Genomic DNA, 17,694 nt, shown 5'->3' on the forward strand with positions numbered 1-17,694 from the left:
TCATGCAGAACATTCTGATCTACATCGCCATGGTGGCCATCATGCTCCAGGCCGGTTGCGGAACCCTGTACGAGGCCAAGCAGACCACGCCGCCGTACGGCAGCTCGGTGCGCATGGCCATCGCGAGCCAGACCGCCAATCCCGAGGCCGGCGGCGACGAACCGGTGGTCGGCCTGGACGGCAAGTACGCCGACGTGGTCGTGAAGAAGCACCAGGAAGGCCCGAGGAAGAAGAGCGAAAGCAAGGCCGACTCGACGTTCGGCGTGGTCGAGGTCCAGTGATGCGCGGCCGGGAGCGCTTCGAATACTGGCGCGAGCTGGTGCTGGTGCTCCTGATGCTGGGCGTGCTCGTCGTCGACATGACAATGTTTGAAACCATGCGCTCCGACGGGGAAAGCGGGGATCGGACGATCACCGTAGTCGGGACCAGGTAGCGAAGGAACAGGGGAAAGGGGGAACCGTGAACAACAGAGTGATACCCATATCGCTGGCCGTCATCGACAAGGAGCAGCGCGATCGCCTGGAAAAGATGATCAGCGCCAATCCCATGGTCCGGCTGGTGGGCGAGGACGCCGAGGAGATGGGCGTGCTCATCTACGAGCCCGGCGACTCCGTCGAAGAGGACATGCCGCACATTATCCACGCCCTGGAATCGGGGCAGGCCGAGGACGTCTACCTGGCCGGCGACGTGGCCGACCCCGAGATCCTCATCCGGGCCATGCGCAGCGGCATCCGCGAATACCTCAAGTTTCCGGTGGAAGAGAACGACCTGCGCGCCGCGGTCATGCGCACGGCCATGCGGCTGAGCCTGGGCGTGGACGACAGCGACAAGGGCCGCATCTTCACGGTCATGGGCTGCAAGCCCGGCGTGGGAACCACCACCCTGGCCGTGAACATGGCCTGCGCCCTGAACGAGCGCGAGCCCGGCCGGACCGTGCTCCTGGACCTCCGCCAGCCCATGGGCGAGATCCCCTATTTCCTGGATCTCAAGTACGACTACACCTGGGGCGACCTGGTGGCCGACATCTCCCGGCTGGACGCCACCTACCTGCGCAGCGTCATGGCCGAGCACGAGTCCGGCCTGCACGTCCTGCCCTGCCCGGCATCGGGCGAGCGTCCGGACGAGCACACCCTGTTCCTGATTCTCGAGCAGCTCCGCCACGGCTACGACTTCGTGGTCGTGGACGCTGCCACTCCGGGCGAGGACGAGCTGCCCAAGGAAGTGGAGCTGGCCGATTCCATCCTGGTGGGCATGCAGCTGTCCCTGCCGTGCCTGGCCCGGGTCTCCCGGTTGACCGATTCCATCGGCGGCCAGGACCCGGACGCGGACCGGCGCATGCGCCTGGTGGCCACCCGCGTGACCCGCAACGGCTCCATCGGCGTGCCCGAGGCGGCCGAGGTCCTGGGCCGCGAGATCACCTGGTCCATCCCCGAGGACGGGGACACCGTGCTCTCCTCCATCAACCAGGGCACCCCCCTGGTCCAGGCCTACCCCAAGTCGCAGGCCGCCAAGGCCGTCCAGGCCCTGGTCGCGGACCTGGCGCCCAAGGCCAGCAAGGCCCGCAAGGGATTGTCCCTGCCGTTCTCCTCGCTCTTCCGCAAGAAGGGCAAGGGGTCTTCCAATGACAATTTGGCAGGAGCGACGTTATGAATCTCGCGGAAAGACTGAACCGGAACGCGGCCAAGCGCACCGGCACTGCGGCCGCCCCCGTTGCCGCCCAGCCCAAGGCGGCCCCCAAGGCCAAGCCCCAGCCCAAGGCCCCCAAGGTCGAGGCGGCGGAGCACTATTTCGACCTCAAGACCCGTATCCACGACCGGCTCATCGACATGATCGACCTGTCGCTCCTGGACTCCCTGAGCGAGGCCGAGATGCGCAGCGAGATCGCCAAGGTCACCGAAGGGTTGCTCTGGGGCGAGTTCCGCAACGCGCCCCTGAACCTGGCCGAGCGCAAGCGCATGCTGGCCGAGATCCAGGACGAAGTCATCGGCCTCGGGCCGCTGGAACCCTACGTCCAGGACCCCACGGTCAACGATATCCTGGTCAACGGCTACAGGCAGATCTACGTGGAGCGCTCGGGCAAGCTGGAGCTGACCCCGGCCCGCTTCAAGGACGACGACCACCTGCGCAAGATCATCGACCGCATCGTCTCCATGGTCGGCAGGCGCATCGACGAATCCCAGCCTTTGTGCGACGCGCGCCTGCTCGACGGCTCGCGCGTCAACGCGGTCATCCCGCCCCTGGCCATCGACGGGCCCTCGCTGTCCATCCGTAAGTTTTCCAAGGACCCGCTGGAAGTGGCCGACCTGATCGGCTTCAACTCTCTGACCCCGGAGATGGCCCTGCTCATGAAGGGCATCGTCCAGTCCCAGCTCAACGTGCTCATCTCCGGCGGTACCGGCTCGGGCAAGACCACGCTGCTCAACTGCCTGTCGCGCAACGTGCCCGAGGACGAGCGCATCGTGACCATCGAGGACGCGGCCGAGCTGCAGCTCAAGCAGGAGCACGTGGTCCGGCTGGAGACCCGCCCGGCCAACATCGAGGGACGCGGCGAGATCACCATGCGCGACCTGGTCAAGAACTGCCTGCGCATGCGCCCCGACCGCATCATCGTCGGCGAGGTCCGTTCGTCCGAGGCCCTGGACATGCTCCAGGCCATGAACACCGGCCACGACGGCTCCCTGACCACCATCCACGCCAACACCCCGCGTGACGCCCTGATGCGCCTGGAGACCATGATCTCCATGGCCGGGCTGAACCTGAACCCCCTGTCCATGAAGCGCTACATCTCTTCGGCCATCGACGTCATCATCCAGGCCACCCGCCTGGTGGACGGCTCCAGAAAGGTCATCTCCATCCAGGAAGTGACCGGCATGGAAGGGGAGATGATCACCATGCAGGAGATCTTCGCCTTCGAGCAGACCGGCATGGACGCCGACGGCAAGGTGGAGGGGTACTTCACCGCCCGGGGCATCCGGCCCAAGTTCGCGGACAAGCTGGAGCGCATGGGCTTCCCGTTCCCCATGGAGATGTTCAACGTCACCCCCAGACCCCCGAGGAACAAGGAGTAGGCCATGTCCATGACACTGATCATCGCGGCCGCGGCCGTGCTCATCGTCTTCCTGTTGGTCATGGGCATCGGCTCGCTCATGCAGTCCGGCTCGGACAAGGCCGAGCGCCGCGTCAGGGCGCGCCTGCGGGCCATGGCCCTGACCGCCGACATCGACGCCGCCTCCGTGGACCTGGTCCTGCGCGAGGCCGCCATGAGCGAGGTGCCGCTGTTCAACCGTCTGCTCGAGAGCATGCGCTGGTCCACCAATTTCAGCCGTCTGCTGTACCAGGCCGACGCCAAGGGCTCGGCGGGCGTGTACCTGCTCGTCTGCATGCTCCTGGCCGTGGTCGGGTTCTACGCCGGGACCTTCTCGGGCCGTCTGTGGGTCTCTGTGGCCGGGGCGATCCTGCTCGGCTACATCCCCATCTGGACCCTGCAGGGCAAGAAGCGCAAGCGCATGGACCGGTTCCAGAAGCAGCTGCCCGAGGCGCTGGACCTGATGGCCCGCGCGCTCAAGGCCGGGCACACCTTCGGCGGCGGCATGCGCATGGTGGCCGACGAGTTCGACGGCCCCATCGGCCCCGAGTTCGGCAAGACGCTGGACGAGATGAACTACGGCATGGACGCGGACCGCGCCCTGACCAACCTGCAGGCCCGCGTGGACTGCCCGGACCTGAAGTTCTTCGTGGTCTCGGTGAACATCCAGCGCGAGACCGGCGGCAACCTGGCCGAGATCATCGCCAAGATCGCCGCCCTGGTGCGCGAACGGTTCGCCCTGTTCGGCAAGATCCGGGTCCTGTCGGCCGAGGGCAGGGTGTCCGCCTACATCCTCATCGCCCTGCCGTTCCTGCTGACCGGCATCCTGTACGCGGTCAACGCCGACTACGTCAGCCTGCTGTGGACCCGCGAACTGGGCCAGAACATGGTCTGGGGCGCGGCCATCTCCATGGTCATCGGCTGGATCATCATTCGCAAGATCATCCAGATCAAGGTGTAGGGAGGCAGCCATGGACATCCAGATCATTCCCCTGTTCGCGGCGGGCGTCGGCTTCATCTCCGTGCTCCTGGCGGGCTACGGCCTGATCGGCTACCTGAGCGGCGCCAGCGACTCGGCCCGGCTCAAGGAGCGGGTCTCGGGCACGGCGGTCAAGCGTTCGGACGCCCTGACCGCGCCCCTGGGCAACGCTGTCAAGGGAGCCGTGGACTTCTTCGGGCGGCTGGGCACCAAGATCGGCCCCACCGAGACCGAGGAGATCGACAAGAACCGGCTGCGCCTCATCCAGGCGGGGGTGCGCAAGCCCGACTCCTACAAGATATTCCAGGGCCTCAAGGGGTTCCTGGCCGTGGGCCTGGCCGGCGGCTTCCTGCTCGTCCGTTTCCTGCTCCTTCAGGACATGACCCTGGGCATGACCTGCTTCACCTCGGTCCTGCTGGCCGCTGTGGGCGTGTACGGGCCCGAGTACTGGCTTTCCAAGAAGATCAACAAGCGCAAGATGACCGTGGGCGACGAACTGCCCGACGCCCTCGACCTCCTGGTGGTCTGCGTGGAATCCGGCATGGGACTGGACCAGGCCGTGGACCGCGTCTGCCATGAGCTGCGCAACTCCGGACCGGTCATCAGCTCCGAGTTCAAGCTGCTCACCCTGGAACTGCGCGCGGGCAAGTCCCGCATCGAGGCCCTGCGCTCCCTGGCCGACCGGGTGGGGCTGGACGACCTGAACAGCCTGACCTCCCTGCTCATCCAGGCCGACGCCTTCGGCATCAGCGTCGGCCGGACCCTGCGCGTGTACTCGGACGCCATGCGCGTCAAGCGCTCCCAGCGCGCCGAGGAAAAGGCCGCCAAGATGCCGGTGCTGCTGCTTCTTCCGCTTGTGGCGTTCATCCTCCCGTCCCTGTTCGTGGCCATCCTCGGACCGGCGGTGATCATGAGCATGGACATGTTCGTCAGAATGAACAGCCATTAGGGCAAAAGCCAAGGAGACCATCATGAGAAAGCTTTTTATCATCGCCATCGTCATATTCGCCGGGATCGTTCTGTCCGGTTGCGTGGGCAAGTCCCACGACGACAAGACCTTCGACCAGCTGGCCTACGGGGAGCAGTCTCCGGTCAACCTGACCAGCGAGCAGCACGAGCAGGTCGGCGACGGCTACGTCCGCCGCAACAAGCCCGAGATGGCCCTGGTCCACTTCAACAAGGCCATCGAGCTGGACGGCGACAACCTGGACGTCCGGGTGAAGCGCGGCGACCTGCTGGCCGACCAGGGGCTGGACGAGCAGGCCCTGGCCGAATTCAACAAGGTCCTGGAAAAGTCTCCGGACCACGCCATCGCCAACGAGGCCGCGGGCTGCGTGTACTTCCGCGCCGGGCTGTACGACGAGGCCAAGACGCACCTGAACCGCGCCGTGGCCCTCAACCCCATGCTCTGGAAGGCGCACAACTTCCTGGGCATCATCCACGACCGCGACCGGGAGTACGACAAGGCCGCCGAGGAATTCGCGGCCGCCCTGGAACTGCACCAGGGTAACGGCGCGGACGAGATTTACAACAACCTGGGCGTGGTCCACATCGCCCGCAAGCAGTACGCCGAGGCGGTGGGCACCTTCCGCCGGGCGCTCCAGGCGGGCGGCGTGTCCGCGCGCACCTACAACAATCTGGGCCTGGCCCTGGCCCGCATGGGCCGTCTGGACGAGGCCCTCGAGTCCTTCAAGTACGCCGGCGGCGAAGCCAAGGCCAACAACAATCTCGGATACGTCCTGTTGACGGAGAACCGGCCCGCCCTGGCGGTGCCCTATTTCGAGAAGGCCATCGAGCTCTCCCCCAGCTACTACGTGAAGGCCGCCGACAACCTGAAGCGCGCCCGCCTGGCGGCCCGCTTCCAGGACGGCGCACCCCAATCAAGCGGTTCCACCCCGAACCCTCTGCTTCGTCAGTCCTTCCCCGACTCGAAGCAGAACCCCGGCGAGCCTGCGGCATCTCCCGCGTCCGCAGGCTCGCCTCCCCCCTCCGTCAAGGTCGTCGAGACAACCTTGGTGGAGCCGGAGCAGGGTGTCGGGGATCAGACCATAACTCCCCAAGAAAAGACCTACGGCCTGCACGTCAGCTCCTGGCGCGACCGCGAGATCGCCGCCGAGCAGTGCGAGAAGCTCCGGAAGCAGGGGTTCGCGACCTGGATCAACCAGGTTGATCTCGGCGACAAGGGCGTCTGGTATCGCGTCCTGGTGGGCGAGTTCGGCTCGGTCAAGGAGGCTCAGGCCGAGCGGCCGGACGTGTTGGCCATCCTGAGCCTGGACAGCGCCCCGGTCTTCGAGCGCGCGGCTCCCAGCCCCGTGATCTCGGCCCAACTCTAGAAAACGGCAAGAATGTCTTGATAGGCACCGGCCCGCACGTCACCCCGGATTGTCAGCGCGTCGCTGTCGGTCCGGGGTGCCCGCGCGCGGGGCGAACCTTCCCTTTTTCGGGGGATTTCCGTATGTTTCCACACAGGGCATGACGCCCGACCAGAGCCCGAACCGACCGGGGAGACCCAACTTGGCAGCCGACCGCACCAAACGCTTTCGCGTCCTCGCCGTGGACCATGACGAGTCCATGCTCACGCTCTACCGCGACATCCTCTGCTTCGAGAGCGAGGAGCCGTCCGCCCTGGAGGCGCTGTTCGGCGACGACGCCCGGCTGCCGTCCCGCGAGGAGATCGACGAGGACGCGGCCCAACCGGTCTTCGAAGTGGTCCAGGTTCCGGACGCTCCGGGCGGGGTCGCGGCCATGGACGGCGCCGTGGAGGAAGGCGAGCCGTTCGCCATCGCCCTGGTGGACATCCACCTGTCCGATCTGGGCGAGGAGCTTTCGGGCATTGACCTGGCCGAGGCTCTGCGCGAGCGCGACCCGCACGTGGAGATCGTCCTCCTGTCGGCCCGCCACACGGTCCCCCTCAAGGAATTCAACAAGCGGGTCCAGCCGCCCGAGAAGCTGCTCTACATCCAGAAGCCGTTCCGCTCGCCGGAACTCAAGCAGATAGCCCTGTCCCTGTGCTCCAAGTGGGACGCGGAGAACCGGCTGCGCGACCTGAACGAGACCCTGGCCTCCAAGGTCGAGGCCCGGACCAGCGAACTGCACGCGGTCAACCGTCGGCTTCGGCTGGACATCGCCAAGCGCGCGGCGGTCCTGCGCGAGCTCCAGGCCTCGGAGCAGCGCTACCGGCTGCTCTTCGAGAAGAACATCTCCGGCAACTTCGCGACGGACAGCCAGGGCCGCATCCTGGACTGCAACACGGCCTTTGCCGAGATGTTCGACTTCCGCCTGCCCGACGACGCCCTGGGCGCGAACATCTTCGACCTCTGGGACCGGGCCGGGGGCGGCGAGTCCCTGCGCGATCTGCTGGCCGCCAACGGGCGGGTGTCCAACCAGGAGGTGGTCTTCGCGCGCGGGCCGCTCAAGCGCCACCTGATGGTCAGCTGCGACACCGTGGCCGACGGCGAGGGCGGCGGGGAGGAGCTGCGCGGCTACCTGTTCGACATCTCCGAGCCCAAGCGGCTGGAGGACCAGCTGCGCCAGTCCCAGAAGATGGAGGCGCTGGGCACCCTGGCCGGGGGCATCGCCCACGACTTCAACAACATCCTGGGCGTCATCCTGGGCTATGCCGAGATCATCGAGTCCGGGGCCGAGCCGGACTCCGGCCTGGCGCGGCGCGTCGGCGAGATATCGCGGGCGGGCCGCAGGGCGCGCGATCTGGTCACCCAGATCCTGAATTTCTCCCGCCAGGGCCCCCAGGAGCGGCACGCCATGACCCTGACCCCGCTCATCAAGGAGGCGCTCAAGCTGCTGCGCTCTTCCGTGCCGAGCAACGTGGGCATCTTCACCAAGCTGCAGACCAGCCGGGACCAGGTCATGGCCGACCCGACCCAGATGCACCAGATCCTGCTCAACCTCTGCGGCAACGCGTCCCACGCCATGAAGGACTCGGGCGGGACCATGACCATCACCCTGGCCGACGTGCACCCCGACGACCCGGTGCTGCCGCCCGAAGGACTGGGCAAGCCCGAGCGGTTCGTGCGCCTGACTGTGTCCGACACCGGGCCGGGCATCGACCCGGACGTGGCCGAGCGGGTCTTCGACCCCTTCTTCACCACCAAGAAGCAGGGCGAGGGCACGGGCATGGGGCTGGCCATGGTCCACGGCATCGTCAAGCGGCACGACGGCTATCTGGAGCTGGAGAACAACCCGGGCCGGGGCGCGACCTTCCACGTCTTTCTGCCGCGCAGTTCCGAGATGGCCCGGCCCGAGGCGGACCTCCCGGCGGACCTCGTGTTCCGCGAGGGGCGCATCCTGTTCGTGGACGACGAGAAGCCGCTCACGGACATCGGCCGCGAAATGCTCGAATCCATCGGCTTCGAGGTGGTCACCCGGACCTCGTCCATCGAGGCCCTGGAGGCCTTCAAGTTCAAGGCGGGCGACTTCGACCTGATCATCACGGACCAGTCCATGCCCAACATGACCGGCATGGAGTTCGCCCACGAGGTCCTCAAGATCCGGCCCGACATCCCGATCATCCTGTGCACCGGCTTCTCGGACGCCGTGTCCTACGAGCGGCTGCGCGACATCGGCATCGGCGACTTCATCATGAAGCCGATCCTCAAGCACGACCTGATGGCCTCCATCGGTCGGCTGCTGTCCGGCAAGTAGCCGTCACCAAAAGTCCTCCGGGTTGCCGCGCTCCCGCAATGCGCGCGATTTCCCGGGCGTGATACGTTCCGGCGGATGTCCTGTACACGGTCGGAACCTGTTACCGCTTTTCGGAGGATACGATGCGCTTCAAAACACTGATCGCCGCGGTTGCGGCCTGCCTGCTGGCGGGCGCGGCCGGGGCCATGGCCGGGGAGAACGTCCAGGTGGGGCCGCGTCCCTATTACCTGGTCGAGAACATGGACGACGGTCCGCTCAAGGAGTCCTTGAGGATGTGCGCGGACAAGCCGCTCAAGCGGTCCGATTTTTCCATCGGCCATCGGGGCGCGCCCATGCAGTTCCCGGAGCACACCAAGGAGAGCTACGAGGCCGCCGCGCGCATGGGCGCGGGCGTGCTCGAGTGCGACGTGGCCTTCACCAGGGACCGCCAGCTTGTCTGCCGCCATTCCCAGTGCGATCTGGCCACAACCACCGATATCCTGGCCATCCCCGAACTGGCCGCCAAGTGCTCCAAGCCGTTCACGCCCGCCAAGTTCGACCCGGCCACGGGCGAGGTCCTGGAACCGGCCACGGCCATGTGCTGCACAAGCGACCTGACCGTGGAGGAATTCAAGCGCCTCAAGGGCAAGATGGACGCCTCCAATCCGGCGGCGGCCACTCCCGAGGAATTCATGAAGGGGACCCCGGCCTGGCGCACGGACCTGTACACGGCCACGGGCACGGTCATGACGCACAAGGAGTCCATCGAGCTGTTCAAAAAACTCGGCGTGAAGATGACCCCGGAACTCAAGACCCCGAGCGTGCCCATGCCGTTCGACGGCGACTACACCCAGGAGCGATACGCCCGGCAGATGCTCGATGAGTACAGGGAGGCGGGCGTGCCCCCGTCCATGGTCTTTGCCCAGTCCTTCCGGCTGGCCGACGTGCTTTACTGGCTGAAAAACGATCCCGAATTCGGCAAGCAGGCCGTGTTCCTCGACGAGGACGGGCTCAAGGGGTTCAGCCAGGACAAGCCCGAGACCTGGTCCCCGACCCCGGCCGAACTGGCTGCCGACGGCGTGAAGATCGTGGCCCCGCCCCTGTGGGTCCTGGTCACGGTGGAGGACGGCAGGATCGTGCCTTCAGCCTATGCCAAGGCCGCCAAGGCCGCCGGCCTGAAGATCATCACCTGGTCACTGGAGCGTTCCGGGCTGCTGACCGACGGCGGCGGCTGGTACTACCAGTCCGTCAAGGATGTGGTCCGCAAACCCGGCGACATGCTCACCCTGGTGGACGTCCTGGCCCAGCAGGTGGGCGTCATCGGCATCTTCAGCGACTGGCCAGGCACCGTGACCTATTATGCCAACTGCAAGGGGCTCTAGCCCCGCGTCCCGCGAATGCCATCGGGCCGGACCTTGTTCCGGCCCTTTTTTTGTCCCGAAAACCACCCGGAAAGACGGGAGATTAGGCGGCTTCATAGGGCTCGTCGATAAAAACGGATACTCAATAGACGGTATCAATTTGACAGAATGGTCGCGCCGGTACCAGTGTGGCAGGGACCCGTAAAAGGACAACCTATGAGAATCGATACCGTTTTTGAGCAGGGGACCGGCCCGCTGAACGAGGACTTCCTGGTGGTGGACAAGTACCTGTTCGGCGTGTTCGACGGGGCCACCAGCCTGTCCTCGGCCCGGTTCGCCCACGGTCTGACCGGTGGATACCTGGCCTCGACCATAGCCGGGAGCGCCTTTCGGGGGAGCGGCCGACCGCTGGAAGAGCTGGCGGACAAGGCCAACCGGGCGATCCTGGAGGCCATGCGCAAACACGGCGTGGACATGGACGACCGGGCGAACCTGTGGTCCACCAGCGCGGCCGTGGTCCGGGTGGGGGAGGAGCGCTTCGAGTGGGTCCAGATCGGCGACTGCCTGGTCATGACCCTGCACGAGGACGGCTCCCACCGGGTGCACTGCGCCGAGTTCAACCACGATCTCGAGACCCTGACCATGTGGCGGGAGGCCTCCCGCGAGAGCGAAGGGGCGGTGCTCGACGTCATGCACGAGCAGATCGTCAAGGTCCGCCGGGGCATGAACGTGACCTACGGCGTGTTCAACGGGGAACCCGCGGCCATGGACTTCCTGAACGCGGGGTCCCTGCCCCTTGACGGGATCACGGACATCCTGCTGTTCACCGACGGTCTGTTCATCCCCAAGTGCGACCCGGGCGAGCGCGAGGATTTCGGCCTGTTCGCCGAGCTGTTTCGCGCGGGCGGGCTCAAGGGGGTCCGGGACCATGTCCGGAGTGTGGAGGCGGGTGACGCGGCATGCACCCTCTATCCCCGGTTCAAGGTCCACGACGACGTGGCGGCCATTGCCATAGCCCTGTAGGCCGGGCCGCGCCCGCCGACCATACTGCAACCCATCTGGAGGAATGTGATGAAACGGATTTTCTGTCTGCTGTCGAGCCTGGCGGTGGTGGCGTTTTGCGCCGCGGCCGCGTTTGCCGGAAACCTCGAGGACAAGGTGGTCGTCTACTCCACCCACGGCGAGTCCCTGCTGGAGGCCGTGGCCGACGGTTTCGAGGCCAAGACCGGCGTGGCCGTCGAGTTCATCAATCTCAAGGGCGAACTGGCCGACCGCGTGCGGGCCGAAAAGGCCAATCCGCAGTCCGACGTCATGTACGGCGCGCCTTCCTCCGTGTACCAGGAGCTCAAGGGCGAGGACCTCTTCCAGCCCTTTGCGCCCTCCTGGGCCGCCAAGGTCGACCCCCTGTTCAAGGACAAGGACGGCTACTGGATCGGCACCATCCAGACCCCGGTGCTGATGTTCTACAACACCGAGATGCTCTCGGCGGACGAGGCCCCCAGGGACTGGAAGGACCTGGCCGACCCCAGGTACAAGGACATGCTGGTCTTCCGCAACGCCCTGTCCTCCTCGGCCCGGGCCACCTACACGGCCCTGCTCCAGCAGTATGAGAAGCGGGGCGAGCTGGACGAGGGCTGGGCCTTCCTCAAGGGCGTGGACGCCAACACCAAGCGCTACTACGGCAGCGGCTCCCTCCAGTTCCAGGCCGTGGGCCGCAAGGAGGCCGCCATCAGCTTCGCGGTGCTGAACTCCATCGTCGACAATCAGATCAAGAACAAGATGCCGCTGCGGACCATCGACGCCACCAGCGGCTCCCCGGTCATCACCGACGCCATCGCGGTCATCAAGGGCGCCAGGCACCCCGAGGCCGCCAAGGCGTTCGTGGAGTACGCGGGCGGCGCCAAGGCCCAGGCCATGCTGGCCCGGAAGTTCAACCGCATGCCGACCCTGCCCGCCGCCCTGGACCAGGCCCCGGCGTGGATGGCCGAGATCAAGTTCAAGATCATGGACGTGGACTGGGGCGCGCTGGCCGCCAAGCAGTCCGCGTGGATGCAGCAGTGGGACTCCGAGGTCAAGGACTCGGCCAAGGACAAGAAGTAGCGGAGGCCGAGTCATGGACGAAGTGGTCCTCAAGGGGGTGACCCGGACCTTCGGTTCGACCACGGCCTGCGCCGATGTGGACCTGAGCGTGGCGCGGGGCGAGCTGTTCACCTTCCTGGGGCCGTCCGGCTGCGGCAAGACGACCATACTGCGCCTGATTGCGGGGTTCCTGACCCCGCAGTCGGGGGCGATCCTGCTCGGCGGCCGGGACATCACTAGGCTGCCTCCCGAGAAGCGGGAGGTGGGCATGGTCTTCCAGAACTACGCCCTGTTCCCGTACCTGACCGTGGCCCGCAACGTGGAGTACGGGCTGCGGGTGCGCCGCCGGACCAAGGCGGAGATTCGCTCGACCGTGGCCCGCTACCTGGACATGGTCGGCCTGTCCGGGTTCGAGGACCGGCGCATCGACGAGCTGTCCGGCGGCGAGCAGCAGCGGGTGGCCCTGGCCCGGTCCCTGGCCGTGGAGCCGCGCGTGCTCCTGCTGGACGAGCCGCTGTCCAACCTGGACGCCCGGCTGCGCGACCGCACCCGCGAGGAATTGCGGAATCTCCAGCGGGAACTGGGCATCACCACCATTTTCGTGACCCACGACCAGAACGAGGCCCTGACCCTGTCCGACCGCATCGCCGTGTTCGACAGCGGCAGGGTGGTCCAGACCGGGACACCGGCCGAGATATACGGCCGCCCGCGCAACGGGTTCGTGGCCGGGTTCGTGGGCGACACCAATCTCATGGAGGCGGACTGGCGCGACGGGCTGGCCGTGGCCCCCGGCGGGCTTGCGATCCGCGCCGAGAGCGCCGGGCCGGGCCGGTACGTGGCGATCCGGCCCCAGGACGTGCGCCTGTCGTCGCCGGACGCCCCGGCGTCCCCGGACGACGACAACGTGTTCGAGGGGATCGTCGCGGACGCGCAGCTCAACGGGGTGTGGATCGACTACCGGGTCCGGGCGGGCGGCATGGTCCTGCGCGCCGCCGCCCTGAACGCCGTGGCCGGGGGCTTTGCCCCGCGTCCGGGCGACGCGGTGCGCGTGTCGTTTCCGGCCCGCGCGGCCATGGTCCTCGCGGAGTAGGGCGGGCATGCCCGTGGACAAGAGACGTCTCCCGCTCTGGCTGCTCACCGCCGTCCTGGTCTGGTTCCTGGCAGGCTTCATCCTGCACCCGGCCCTGTCCACGCTCATGGTCAGCCTAGCCCCGGACGACGCGGGAACCGGGGCGGGGCTGGCGCGCTACCTGGATTTCTTCACCTCGGCCACGGACCTGTCCGTGCTGTGGAACTCCGTGGTCCTCGGGCTGCTGACCGTGCTCGCCTGCGGGGCGACCGGCACGGCGCTGGCCCTTTTCGTGCACTATTTCGAATTCCCGTTGCGCGGGCTGGTGGACAAGATCCTGCTCCTGCCGGTGATGATGCCCGGGATCATCATTGTTTTCGCCTTTGTCCAGCTCTACGGCGAGAGCGGGCTGGTGACCAAGACCGTGGAGACGTGGCTGGGGCTGGGCTCCGCGCCGTGGGACTTCGCCGGGCTGCCGGGCATCCTGTTCGTGCACACCTACACCCAGTACGTCTACTTCTACATCGCGGTCTCCCTGGCCATCCGGCACATCGACGGCTCGGTGGTGGAGAGCGCGCGTTCTCTGGGCGCGTCCCGGCTCAAGGTCTTCACCACGGTCATCCTGCCGTTCCTGACTCCGGCCCTGGTCACCTCGGCGGCCGTGACCTTCATGACCGGCATCGGCTCGTTCACCGCGCCGAGCATCATCGGCGGGCCGTACAAGGTCCTGACCACCCAGATCCTCCTGGCCAAGGCCAACAACTACATGGCCGTGGCCGCCGTGCAGGTGGTCGTGCTGACCGTCATCTCGCTGATCTTCTTCGGAGTGCTCCGCTACTACGAGCGGGGCCGCCTTTTCGCCGCCCAGGTCAAGGGAACGCCCATGCGCCCGGTGCCCGTGCGCAATCCCCTGGTCCGGTACGCCATGCGCTCGGCGGCCTGGTTCCTGGTGGCCATGGTCGTGCTGCCGTTTCTGGCCATCGTCCTGCTCTCCTTCGTGGACTCGGCCTCCTGGATGGTCAGCATCTACCCGGAGCGTTTCTTCCTGGACAACTTCGAGGCGGTCTTCACCCGGGCCCGGAAGTTCCGCCCGTTCCTGAACAGCGTGAACATGTCCCTGCTGGCCGCCCTGGGCTGCCTGATCGTGGCCGTGCCCGCGTCCTTCATCATCGAGAAGACCCGCATGAAGCTGCGCTGGCTCATCGAGTTCCTGGTCATCCTGCCCTGGGCCATGCCGGCCAGCGCCATCGCCGTGAACCTGATCAACGCCAACAGCACGCCCAACGTCTTCGCCTTCAACGCCATCCTGCTCGGCTCCTACTTCCTCCTGCCGCTGGGCTACTTCATCAAGTCCCTGCCCATCGTGGTCAAGATCGCGCACGTCTCCTTCCAGAACCTGAGCACGACCCTGCTCGAGGCCTCGGCCAGCCTGGGGGCGGGCCGGTTCCAGACCTTCCGGGGCGTGGCCCTGCCCATGCTCTCGCCCGGCCTGCTGGCCGGGTTCCTGCTGGTCTTCATCCACAGCGTGGGGGAATACACCGTCTCCGCCTTTCTCTACACCGCGTCCAACAAGCCCATGTCCATCGCCATGGTCAACGCCATCTTCGAATACGAGATAGGGCTGTCCATGGCCTATGGAACGCTGCTGCTGGTCCTGACCGGCGCGCTGGGCGCGGTGGTCGGCCTGGTGCGTCGGGACGCGCTGGTCCGGGGCGAGGGCTAGCTAGGAACCGGGTTCGACGTAGTAGGTGATGCGGGTGCGGGGGGAGAGGTATTCGAGGGTTTCGCGGGAGAGTTGGGCCAAACGGATGGATTTTTCCACGCGCAGGTCCGGCTCGTCGGCCAGGTCCACGATGAGCGCCTCCTTCTTGGGCACGTCCGGATCGTAGAGCATGACGCTCGGGTTGAGCTGGTTCTTGGGATTCACGGCCATGACCATGCCCAACTCGCCGTTGGACAGCTCCACCACGGTGCCCGGCGGGTACACGCCCAGACAGCGGATGAACAGGGCAAGCATCTCCACGTCGAAGAGGTGTTTCTGCTGGCCGAACATGTACGACAGGGCCAGGTACGGGGTCAGGGATTCCATGGGGTCCGGCCGGTTGCAGTGGTTGTCGTAGGCGTCGGCGATGGCCACCATGCGGGCCAGCCTGTCGATGCCGTCGGCCGCGAGCCCCTCGGGGTAGCCCGAGCCGTCCATGCGCTCGTGGTGCTGGGCCACCACCCGGGCAGCGCCGGGCGGAAAAGGTTCGATGTCCGCCAGCATGGCCGCGCCGTAGGCCGGATGCCGCTCCAGCAGCTCCTGCTCGGGACGGGTCAGCTCGCCGCGTTTCTTCAGCAGTTTCTTGGGCAGCCGCTCCTTGCCTATGTCGTGGAACAGCGCGCCCAGTCCGAGCACGGTCATCTCCTGCGCGCTCAATTGCGCTTCCTTGCCCACGATCATGGACAGCACGGCCACGTTCATGGGGTGCGAGTAAGCGGACTCGCCCCGGTCCACCACGTTCATCAGGTGCAGGGTGGACTCGCGGTCGCCCAGGAAATAGTCGGTCAGACGCGCCACGAAATCCGCCGCGGCCAGCGCCGCCTCGGCCTGCCCGGCGACCACGCCTTTGAGGATGTCGTTGAAGGTCTTGATGCAGGTGTTGAAACGCTTCTCGCACAGGGCGATGCGCTCCTTCTTCTGCCGCAGCCGCCGGGTGCGCTCCTTCTTGACCTCCCACAGCCGGTCGATGACCTCGCGCGGCACCGGCTTCTCGGCTGCGGGGGGCTGCTGCGCGGACTTGGCCGGGGCTGCGGGCAGGACGTCCGACTTTTCGGGGATGCAGATGACGTGGGTGATGCCCAGGCTCTGTATCAGGGCGATCTGGTCCGCGTCCTTGATCTTGAAATTGCTGAACAGGAAAGGGTGCTCGAACCAGCTGGTCTTTTCCAGCCGGATGAACACGCCCGGTCGGAGCTGGTCCACCGAGATGCGGTATTCGGGCATGTTTTGCTCCGTCATGATTACGCAGCATACAGCAACGGGCAGTATCCGACAACCGTTAAGGATCGAAGCAATCAATTTAAACGCTTGATTAATAACGCATTCATAAATGCAATGTCCGTTATCGCCGGAAAGGTGCACGGACGCGCGCATGGCGGGCCTTCCCGCCCGGGAGGCGTCCCCTGAAAAGCGTTGCCAAGGTTCGTAAAATGGTTTAATCGTCAAATTACCGTATGTGTTTTCCACATTCTTTCATATCGGAAAGATTGACTTTAAGGCGGTTTGAATTATGCCGAAGAGGGCGGGCTCCGGGAAGCGCTTTCCGGTCGGTTCCTTTGCCGTATTCTTTTTCTTCGTTGCCGTGGCCGGGCTGGTTTATTTCCAGACCGATCTGTTCCGGCAGAGCTCGCCCGAGCGCGGGCTGTCGGGCCTGGTGTCCGTGCGGGGTTCGGTCTCCCTCGAGCGGCTGGCCCTGACCGAGCAGGAGATCGCGGCCATCAACCAGGCCGTGGCCAAGTATCGCGACACCTTTACCAAGGTAGGCCTGGTGGTCGACACCGTGGGCAGCGTGGACAAGATCACCCCGTCCACGGTCCTGGTCTTTGCCGTGGAGCTGCAGACCAACGGCGACCTGGTGGTCAAGTCCTGGAGCCGCAAGGTGCCGCGCGGCAACATGGTCTCCCAGCTGGTCGGCTACATGGGCAAGGCCGCCCGCGAGTACAAGGAATTCAAACGGTTCCCCGACGTCAAACAAAACTTCAAGACCCTCTATATCTAGCCGCCTCCGTTATTCATGTACGCAAAAGGGCCCGGACGTTGTCCGGGCCCTTTTGCGTGTGCCTCCGGCGGCCAGGGGGGAAACTTTTGAGAAAAAGTTTCCCCCCTGGACCCCCTTTCCAAACTTTTTGTGTGCCTTCGGCAAGGCCGTGCGAGCGCGTCGGGCCGTGTCGTTGGTTATAAAAAAAAGAGTCTTCGCGTTGTTGCCACCCGCGAAGCGGCTCCAAAAAGTTTAGGAGGGAAGAGGGGATGGGGGGCCGGGGGCGCTTGCCTACCTACCGCTGCTCCATGTCCTTGAGGAGGATGTCGAGGGCGTTGAGGGAGATGCGGATTTCGAGGAAGGAATAGAGCATGGACAGGATGAGGAAGAGCAGGCTGCCGCCGAACAGGATCTGTCCGGCCAGTTCGAATTCCTGGAAGATGCAGATCATGGAGAAGATGCAGGCGAGCATGGACATGACCCCGAACCCCTGCATGTGCCGGATCATGTGGACTCTTTTGCGCAGGTTGTCGATCTGGGCGAGGATGGATTGGTCCGGGGAGATCCGGTACTGGTCGTGCAGGGTGCGGATGCGCGCGGCCAGGGACAGGAACCGGTTGGTGAAGGCGAGCATGAACAGGGAGATGGCCGGGAACAGCAGGGCCGGAGTGGTGACGGTCATCTGCATGGAGAAGTCCTTCGCGACGTTCAAAGCGGGGATTTGAGCGCCTGGTTTTGTT

16 protein-coding genes are annotated in these 17,694 nt (G+C 65.8%); 14 read left to right on the forward strand and 2 right to left on the reverse strand.

Annotated features, from left to right (window positions below; translation table 11 throughout):
* The first annotated feature begins 2 nt into the window (after positions 1–2).
* The 13 genes from ACR42D_RS03615 (at position 3) to ACR42D_RS03675 (ending at position 14,937) form a co-directional block, all read left to right on the forward strand.
* Positions 3–281, forward strand: a complete 279-nt coding sequence (locus ACR42D_RS03615; RefSeq protein ID WP_484565501.1) for a hypothetical protein — start codon at positions 3–5, stop codon at positions 279–281.
* Positions 281–433: a hypothetical protein gene (locus tag ACR42D_RS03620; protein ID WP_484565502.1), complete on the forward strand. Its 153-nt coding sequence runs from the start codon at positions 281–283 to the stop codon at positions 431–433. The genes ACR42D_RS03615 and ACR42D_RS03620 overlap by 1 nt, the downstream gene beginning before the upstream one ends.
* Positions 434–459: 26 nt before the next feature.
* Positions 460–1,650, forward strand: a complete 1,191-nt coding sequence (locus ACR42D_RS03625; RefSeq protein WP_484565503.1) for a CpaE/TadZ family protein — start codon at positions 460–462, stop codon at positions 1,648–1,650.
* Entirely contained in the window at positions 1,647–3,068 is a 1,422-nt protein-coding gene (locus tag ACR42D_RS03630; protein ID WP_484565504.1) for a TadA family conjugal transfer-associated ATPase, read from the forward strand. Before ACR42D_RS03625 ends, ACR42D_RS03630 begins: the two co-directional genes overlap by 4 nt.
* A 3-nt stretch (positions 3,069–3,071) precedes the next feature.
* Positions 3,072–4,046: a type II secretion system F family protein gene (locus ACR42D_RS03635; RefSeq protein WP_484565505.1), complete on the forward strand. Its 975-nt coding sequence runs from the start codon at positions 3,072–3,074 to the stop codon at positions 4,044–4,046.
* Between the two features lie 10 nt (positions 4,047–4,056).
* Positions 4,057–5,013, forward strand: a complete 957-nt coding sequence (locus ACR42D_RS03640; RefSeq protein WP_484565506.1) for a type II secretion system F family protein — start codon at positions 4,057–4,059, stop codon at positions 5,011–5,013.
* A 22-nt stretch (positions 5,014–5,035) separates the two neighbouring features.
* Positions 5,036–6,397 (forward strand): SPOR domain-containing protein, encoded by a 1,362-nt coding sequence (locus ACR42D_RS03645; RefSeq protein WP_484565507.1) that lies wholly within the window; start codon positions 5,036–5,038, stop codon positions 6,395–6,397.
* Positions 6,398–6,578: 181 nt separating this feature from the next.
* On the forward strand, positions 6,579–8,726 hold the full coding sequence (locus ACR42D_RS03650) for a response regulator (RefSeq protein ID WP_484565508.1): 2,148 nt from the start codon (positions 6,579–6,581) through the stop codon (positions 8,724–8,726).
* A gap of 122 nt (positions 8,727–8,848) precedes the next feature.
* Entirely contained in the window at positions 8,849–10,087 is a 1,239-nt protein-coding gene (locus ACR42D_RS03655) for a glycerophosphodiester phosphodiesterase family protein (RefSeq protein ID WP_484565509.1), read from the forward strand.
* Positions 10,088–10,282: 195 nt separating this feature from the next.
* Entirely contained in the window at positions 10,283–11,089 is an 807-nt protein-coding gene (locus ACR42D_RS03660; protein ID WP_484565510.1) for a protein phosphatase 2C domain-containing protein, read from the forward strand.
* A gap of 48 nt (positions 11,090–11,137) precedes the next feature.
* Positions 11,138–12,166, forward strand: coding sequence for an extracellular solute-binding protein (locus ACR42D_RS03665; protein WP_484565511.1), 1,029 nt, complete (start codon positions 11,138–11,140; stop codon positions 12,164–12,166).
* Positions 12,167–12,179: 13 nt separating this feature from the next.
* Positions 12,180–13,235 (forward strand): ABC transporter ATP-binding protein, encoded by a 1,056-nt coding sequence (locus tag ACR42D_RS03670; protein WP_484565512.1) that lies wholly within the window; start codon positions 12,180–12,182, stop codon positions 13,233–13,235.
* Positions 13,236–13,242: 7 nt separating this feature from the next.
* Positions 13,243–14,937: an ABC transporter permease gene (locus tag ACR42D_RS03675; RefSeq protein WP_484565513.1), complete on the forward strand. Its 1,695-nt coding sequence runs from the start codon at positions 13,243–13,245 to the stop codon at positions 14,935–14,937.
* On the opposite strand, the gene ACR42D_RS03680 is transcribed toward ACR42D_RS03675, so the two are convergent.
* Positions 14,938–16,200, reverse strand: a complete 1,263-nt coding sequence (locus ACR42D_RS03680; RefSeq protein WP_484565514.1) for a cyclic di-GMP phosphodiesterase — start codon at positions 16,198–16,200, stop codon at positions 14,938–14,940.
* 286 nt (positions 16,201–16,486) lie between these two features.
* Here ACR42D_RS03680 and ACR42D_RS03685 point away from each other — a divergent pair, with 286 nt between their 5' ends.
* Entirely contained in the window at positions 16,487–16,975 is a 489-nt protein-coding gene (locus ACR42D_RS03685; protein ID WP_484565515.1) for a hypothetical protein, read from the forward strand.
* Positions 16,976–17,249: 274 nt separating this feature from the next.
* On the opposite strand, the gene ACR42D_RS03690 is transcribed toward ACR42D_RS03685, so the two are convergent.
* A complete protein-coding gene (locus tag ACR42D_RS03690) occupies positions 17,250–17,642 on the reverse strand; it encodes a DUF2721 domain-containing protein (protein WP_484565516.1) in 393 nt (130 codons plus the stop codon).
* Between the last annotated feature and the right edge of the window lie 52 nt (positions 17,643–17,694).

Source organism: Pseudodesulfovibrio sp. lm2024, from assembly GCF_051175575.1.
GTDB lineage: Bacteria > Desulfobacterota > Desulfovibrionia > Desulfovibrionales > Desulfovibrionaceae > Pseudodesulfovibrio > Pseudodesulfovibrio caledoniensis.

What these genes read in the sequence shown, in the direction of transcription:
- ACR42D_RS03615 (WP_484565501.1), top strand. Translation starts at nt 3, where the DNA reads ATGCAGAACATTCTGATCTACATCGCCATGGTGGCCATCATGCTCCAG.
- ACR42D_RS03620 (WP_484565502.1), top strand. Translation starts at nt 281, where the DNA reads ATGCGCGGCCGGGAGCGCTTCGAATACTGGCGCGAGCTGGTGCTGGTG.
- ACR42D_RS03630 (WP_484565504.1), top strand. Translation starts at nt 1,647, where the DNA reads ATGAATCTCGCGGAAAGACTGAACCGGAACGCGGCCAAGCGCACCGGC.
- ACR42D_RS03635 (WP_484565505.1), top strand. Translation starts at nt 3,072, where the DNA reads ATGTCCATGACACTGATCATCGCGGCCGCGGCCGTGCTCATCGTCTTC.
- ACR42D_RS03640 (WP_484565506.1), top strand. Translation starts at nt 4,057, where the DNA reads ATGGACATCCAGATCATTCCCCTGTTCGCGGCGGGCGTCGGCTTCATC.
- ACR42D_RS03645 (WP_484565507.1), top strand. Translation starts at nt 5,036, where the DNA reads ATGAGAAAGCTTTTTATCATCGCCATCGTCATATTCGCCGGGATCGTT.
- ACR42D_RS03655 (WP_484565509.1), top strand. Translation starts at nt 8,849, where the DNA reads ATGCGCTTCAAAACACTGATCGCCGCGGTTGCGGCCTGCCTGCTGGCG.
- ACR42D_RS03660 (WP_484565510.1), top strand. Translation starts at nt 10,283, where the DNA reads ATGAGAATCGATACCGTTTTTGAGCAGGGGACCGGCCCGCTGAACGAG.
- ACR42D_RS03665 (WP_484565511.1), top strand. Translation starts at nt 11,138, where the DNA reads ATGAAACGGATTTTCTGTCTGCTGTCGAGCCTGGCGGTGGTGGCGTTT.
- ACR42D_RS03670 (WP_484565512.1), top strand. Translation starts at nt 12,180, where the DNA reads ATGGACGAAGTGGTCCTCAAGGGGGTGACCCGGACCTTCGGTTCGACC.
- ACR42D_RS03675 (WP_484565513.1), top strand. Translation starts at nt 13,243, where the DNA reads ATGCCCGTGGACAAGAGACGTCTCCCGCTCTGGCTGCTCACCGCCGTC.
- ACR42D_RS03680 (WP_484565514.1), bottom strand. Translation starts at nt 16,200, where the DNA reads ATGCCCGAATACCGCATCTCGGTGGACCAGCTCCGACCGGGCGTGTTC.
- ACR42D_RS03685 (WP_484565515.1), top strand. Translation starts at nt 16,487, where the DNA reads ATGCCGAAGAGGGCGGGCTCCGGGAAGCGCTTTCCGGTCGGTTCCTTT.
- ACR42D_RS03690 (WP_484565516.1), bottom strand. Translation starts at nt 17,642, where the DNA reads ATGCAGATGACCGTCACCACTCCGGCCCTGCTGTTCCCGGCCATCTCC.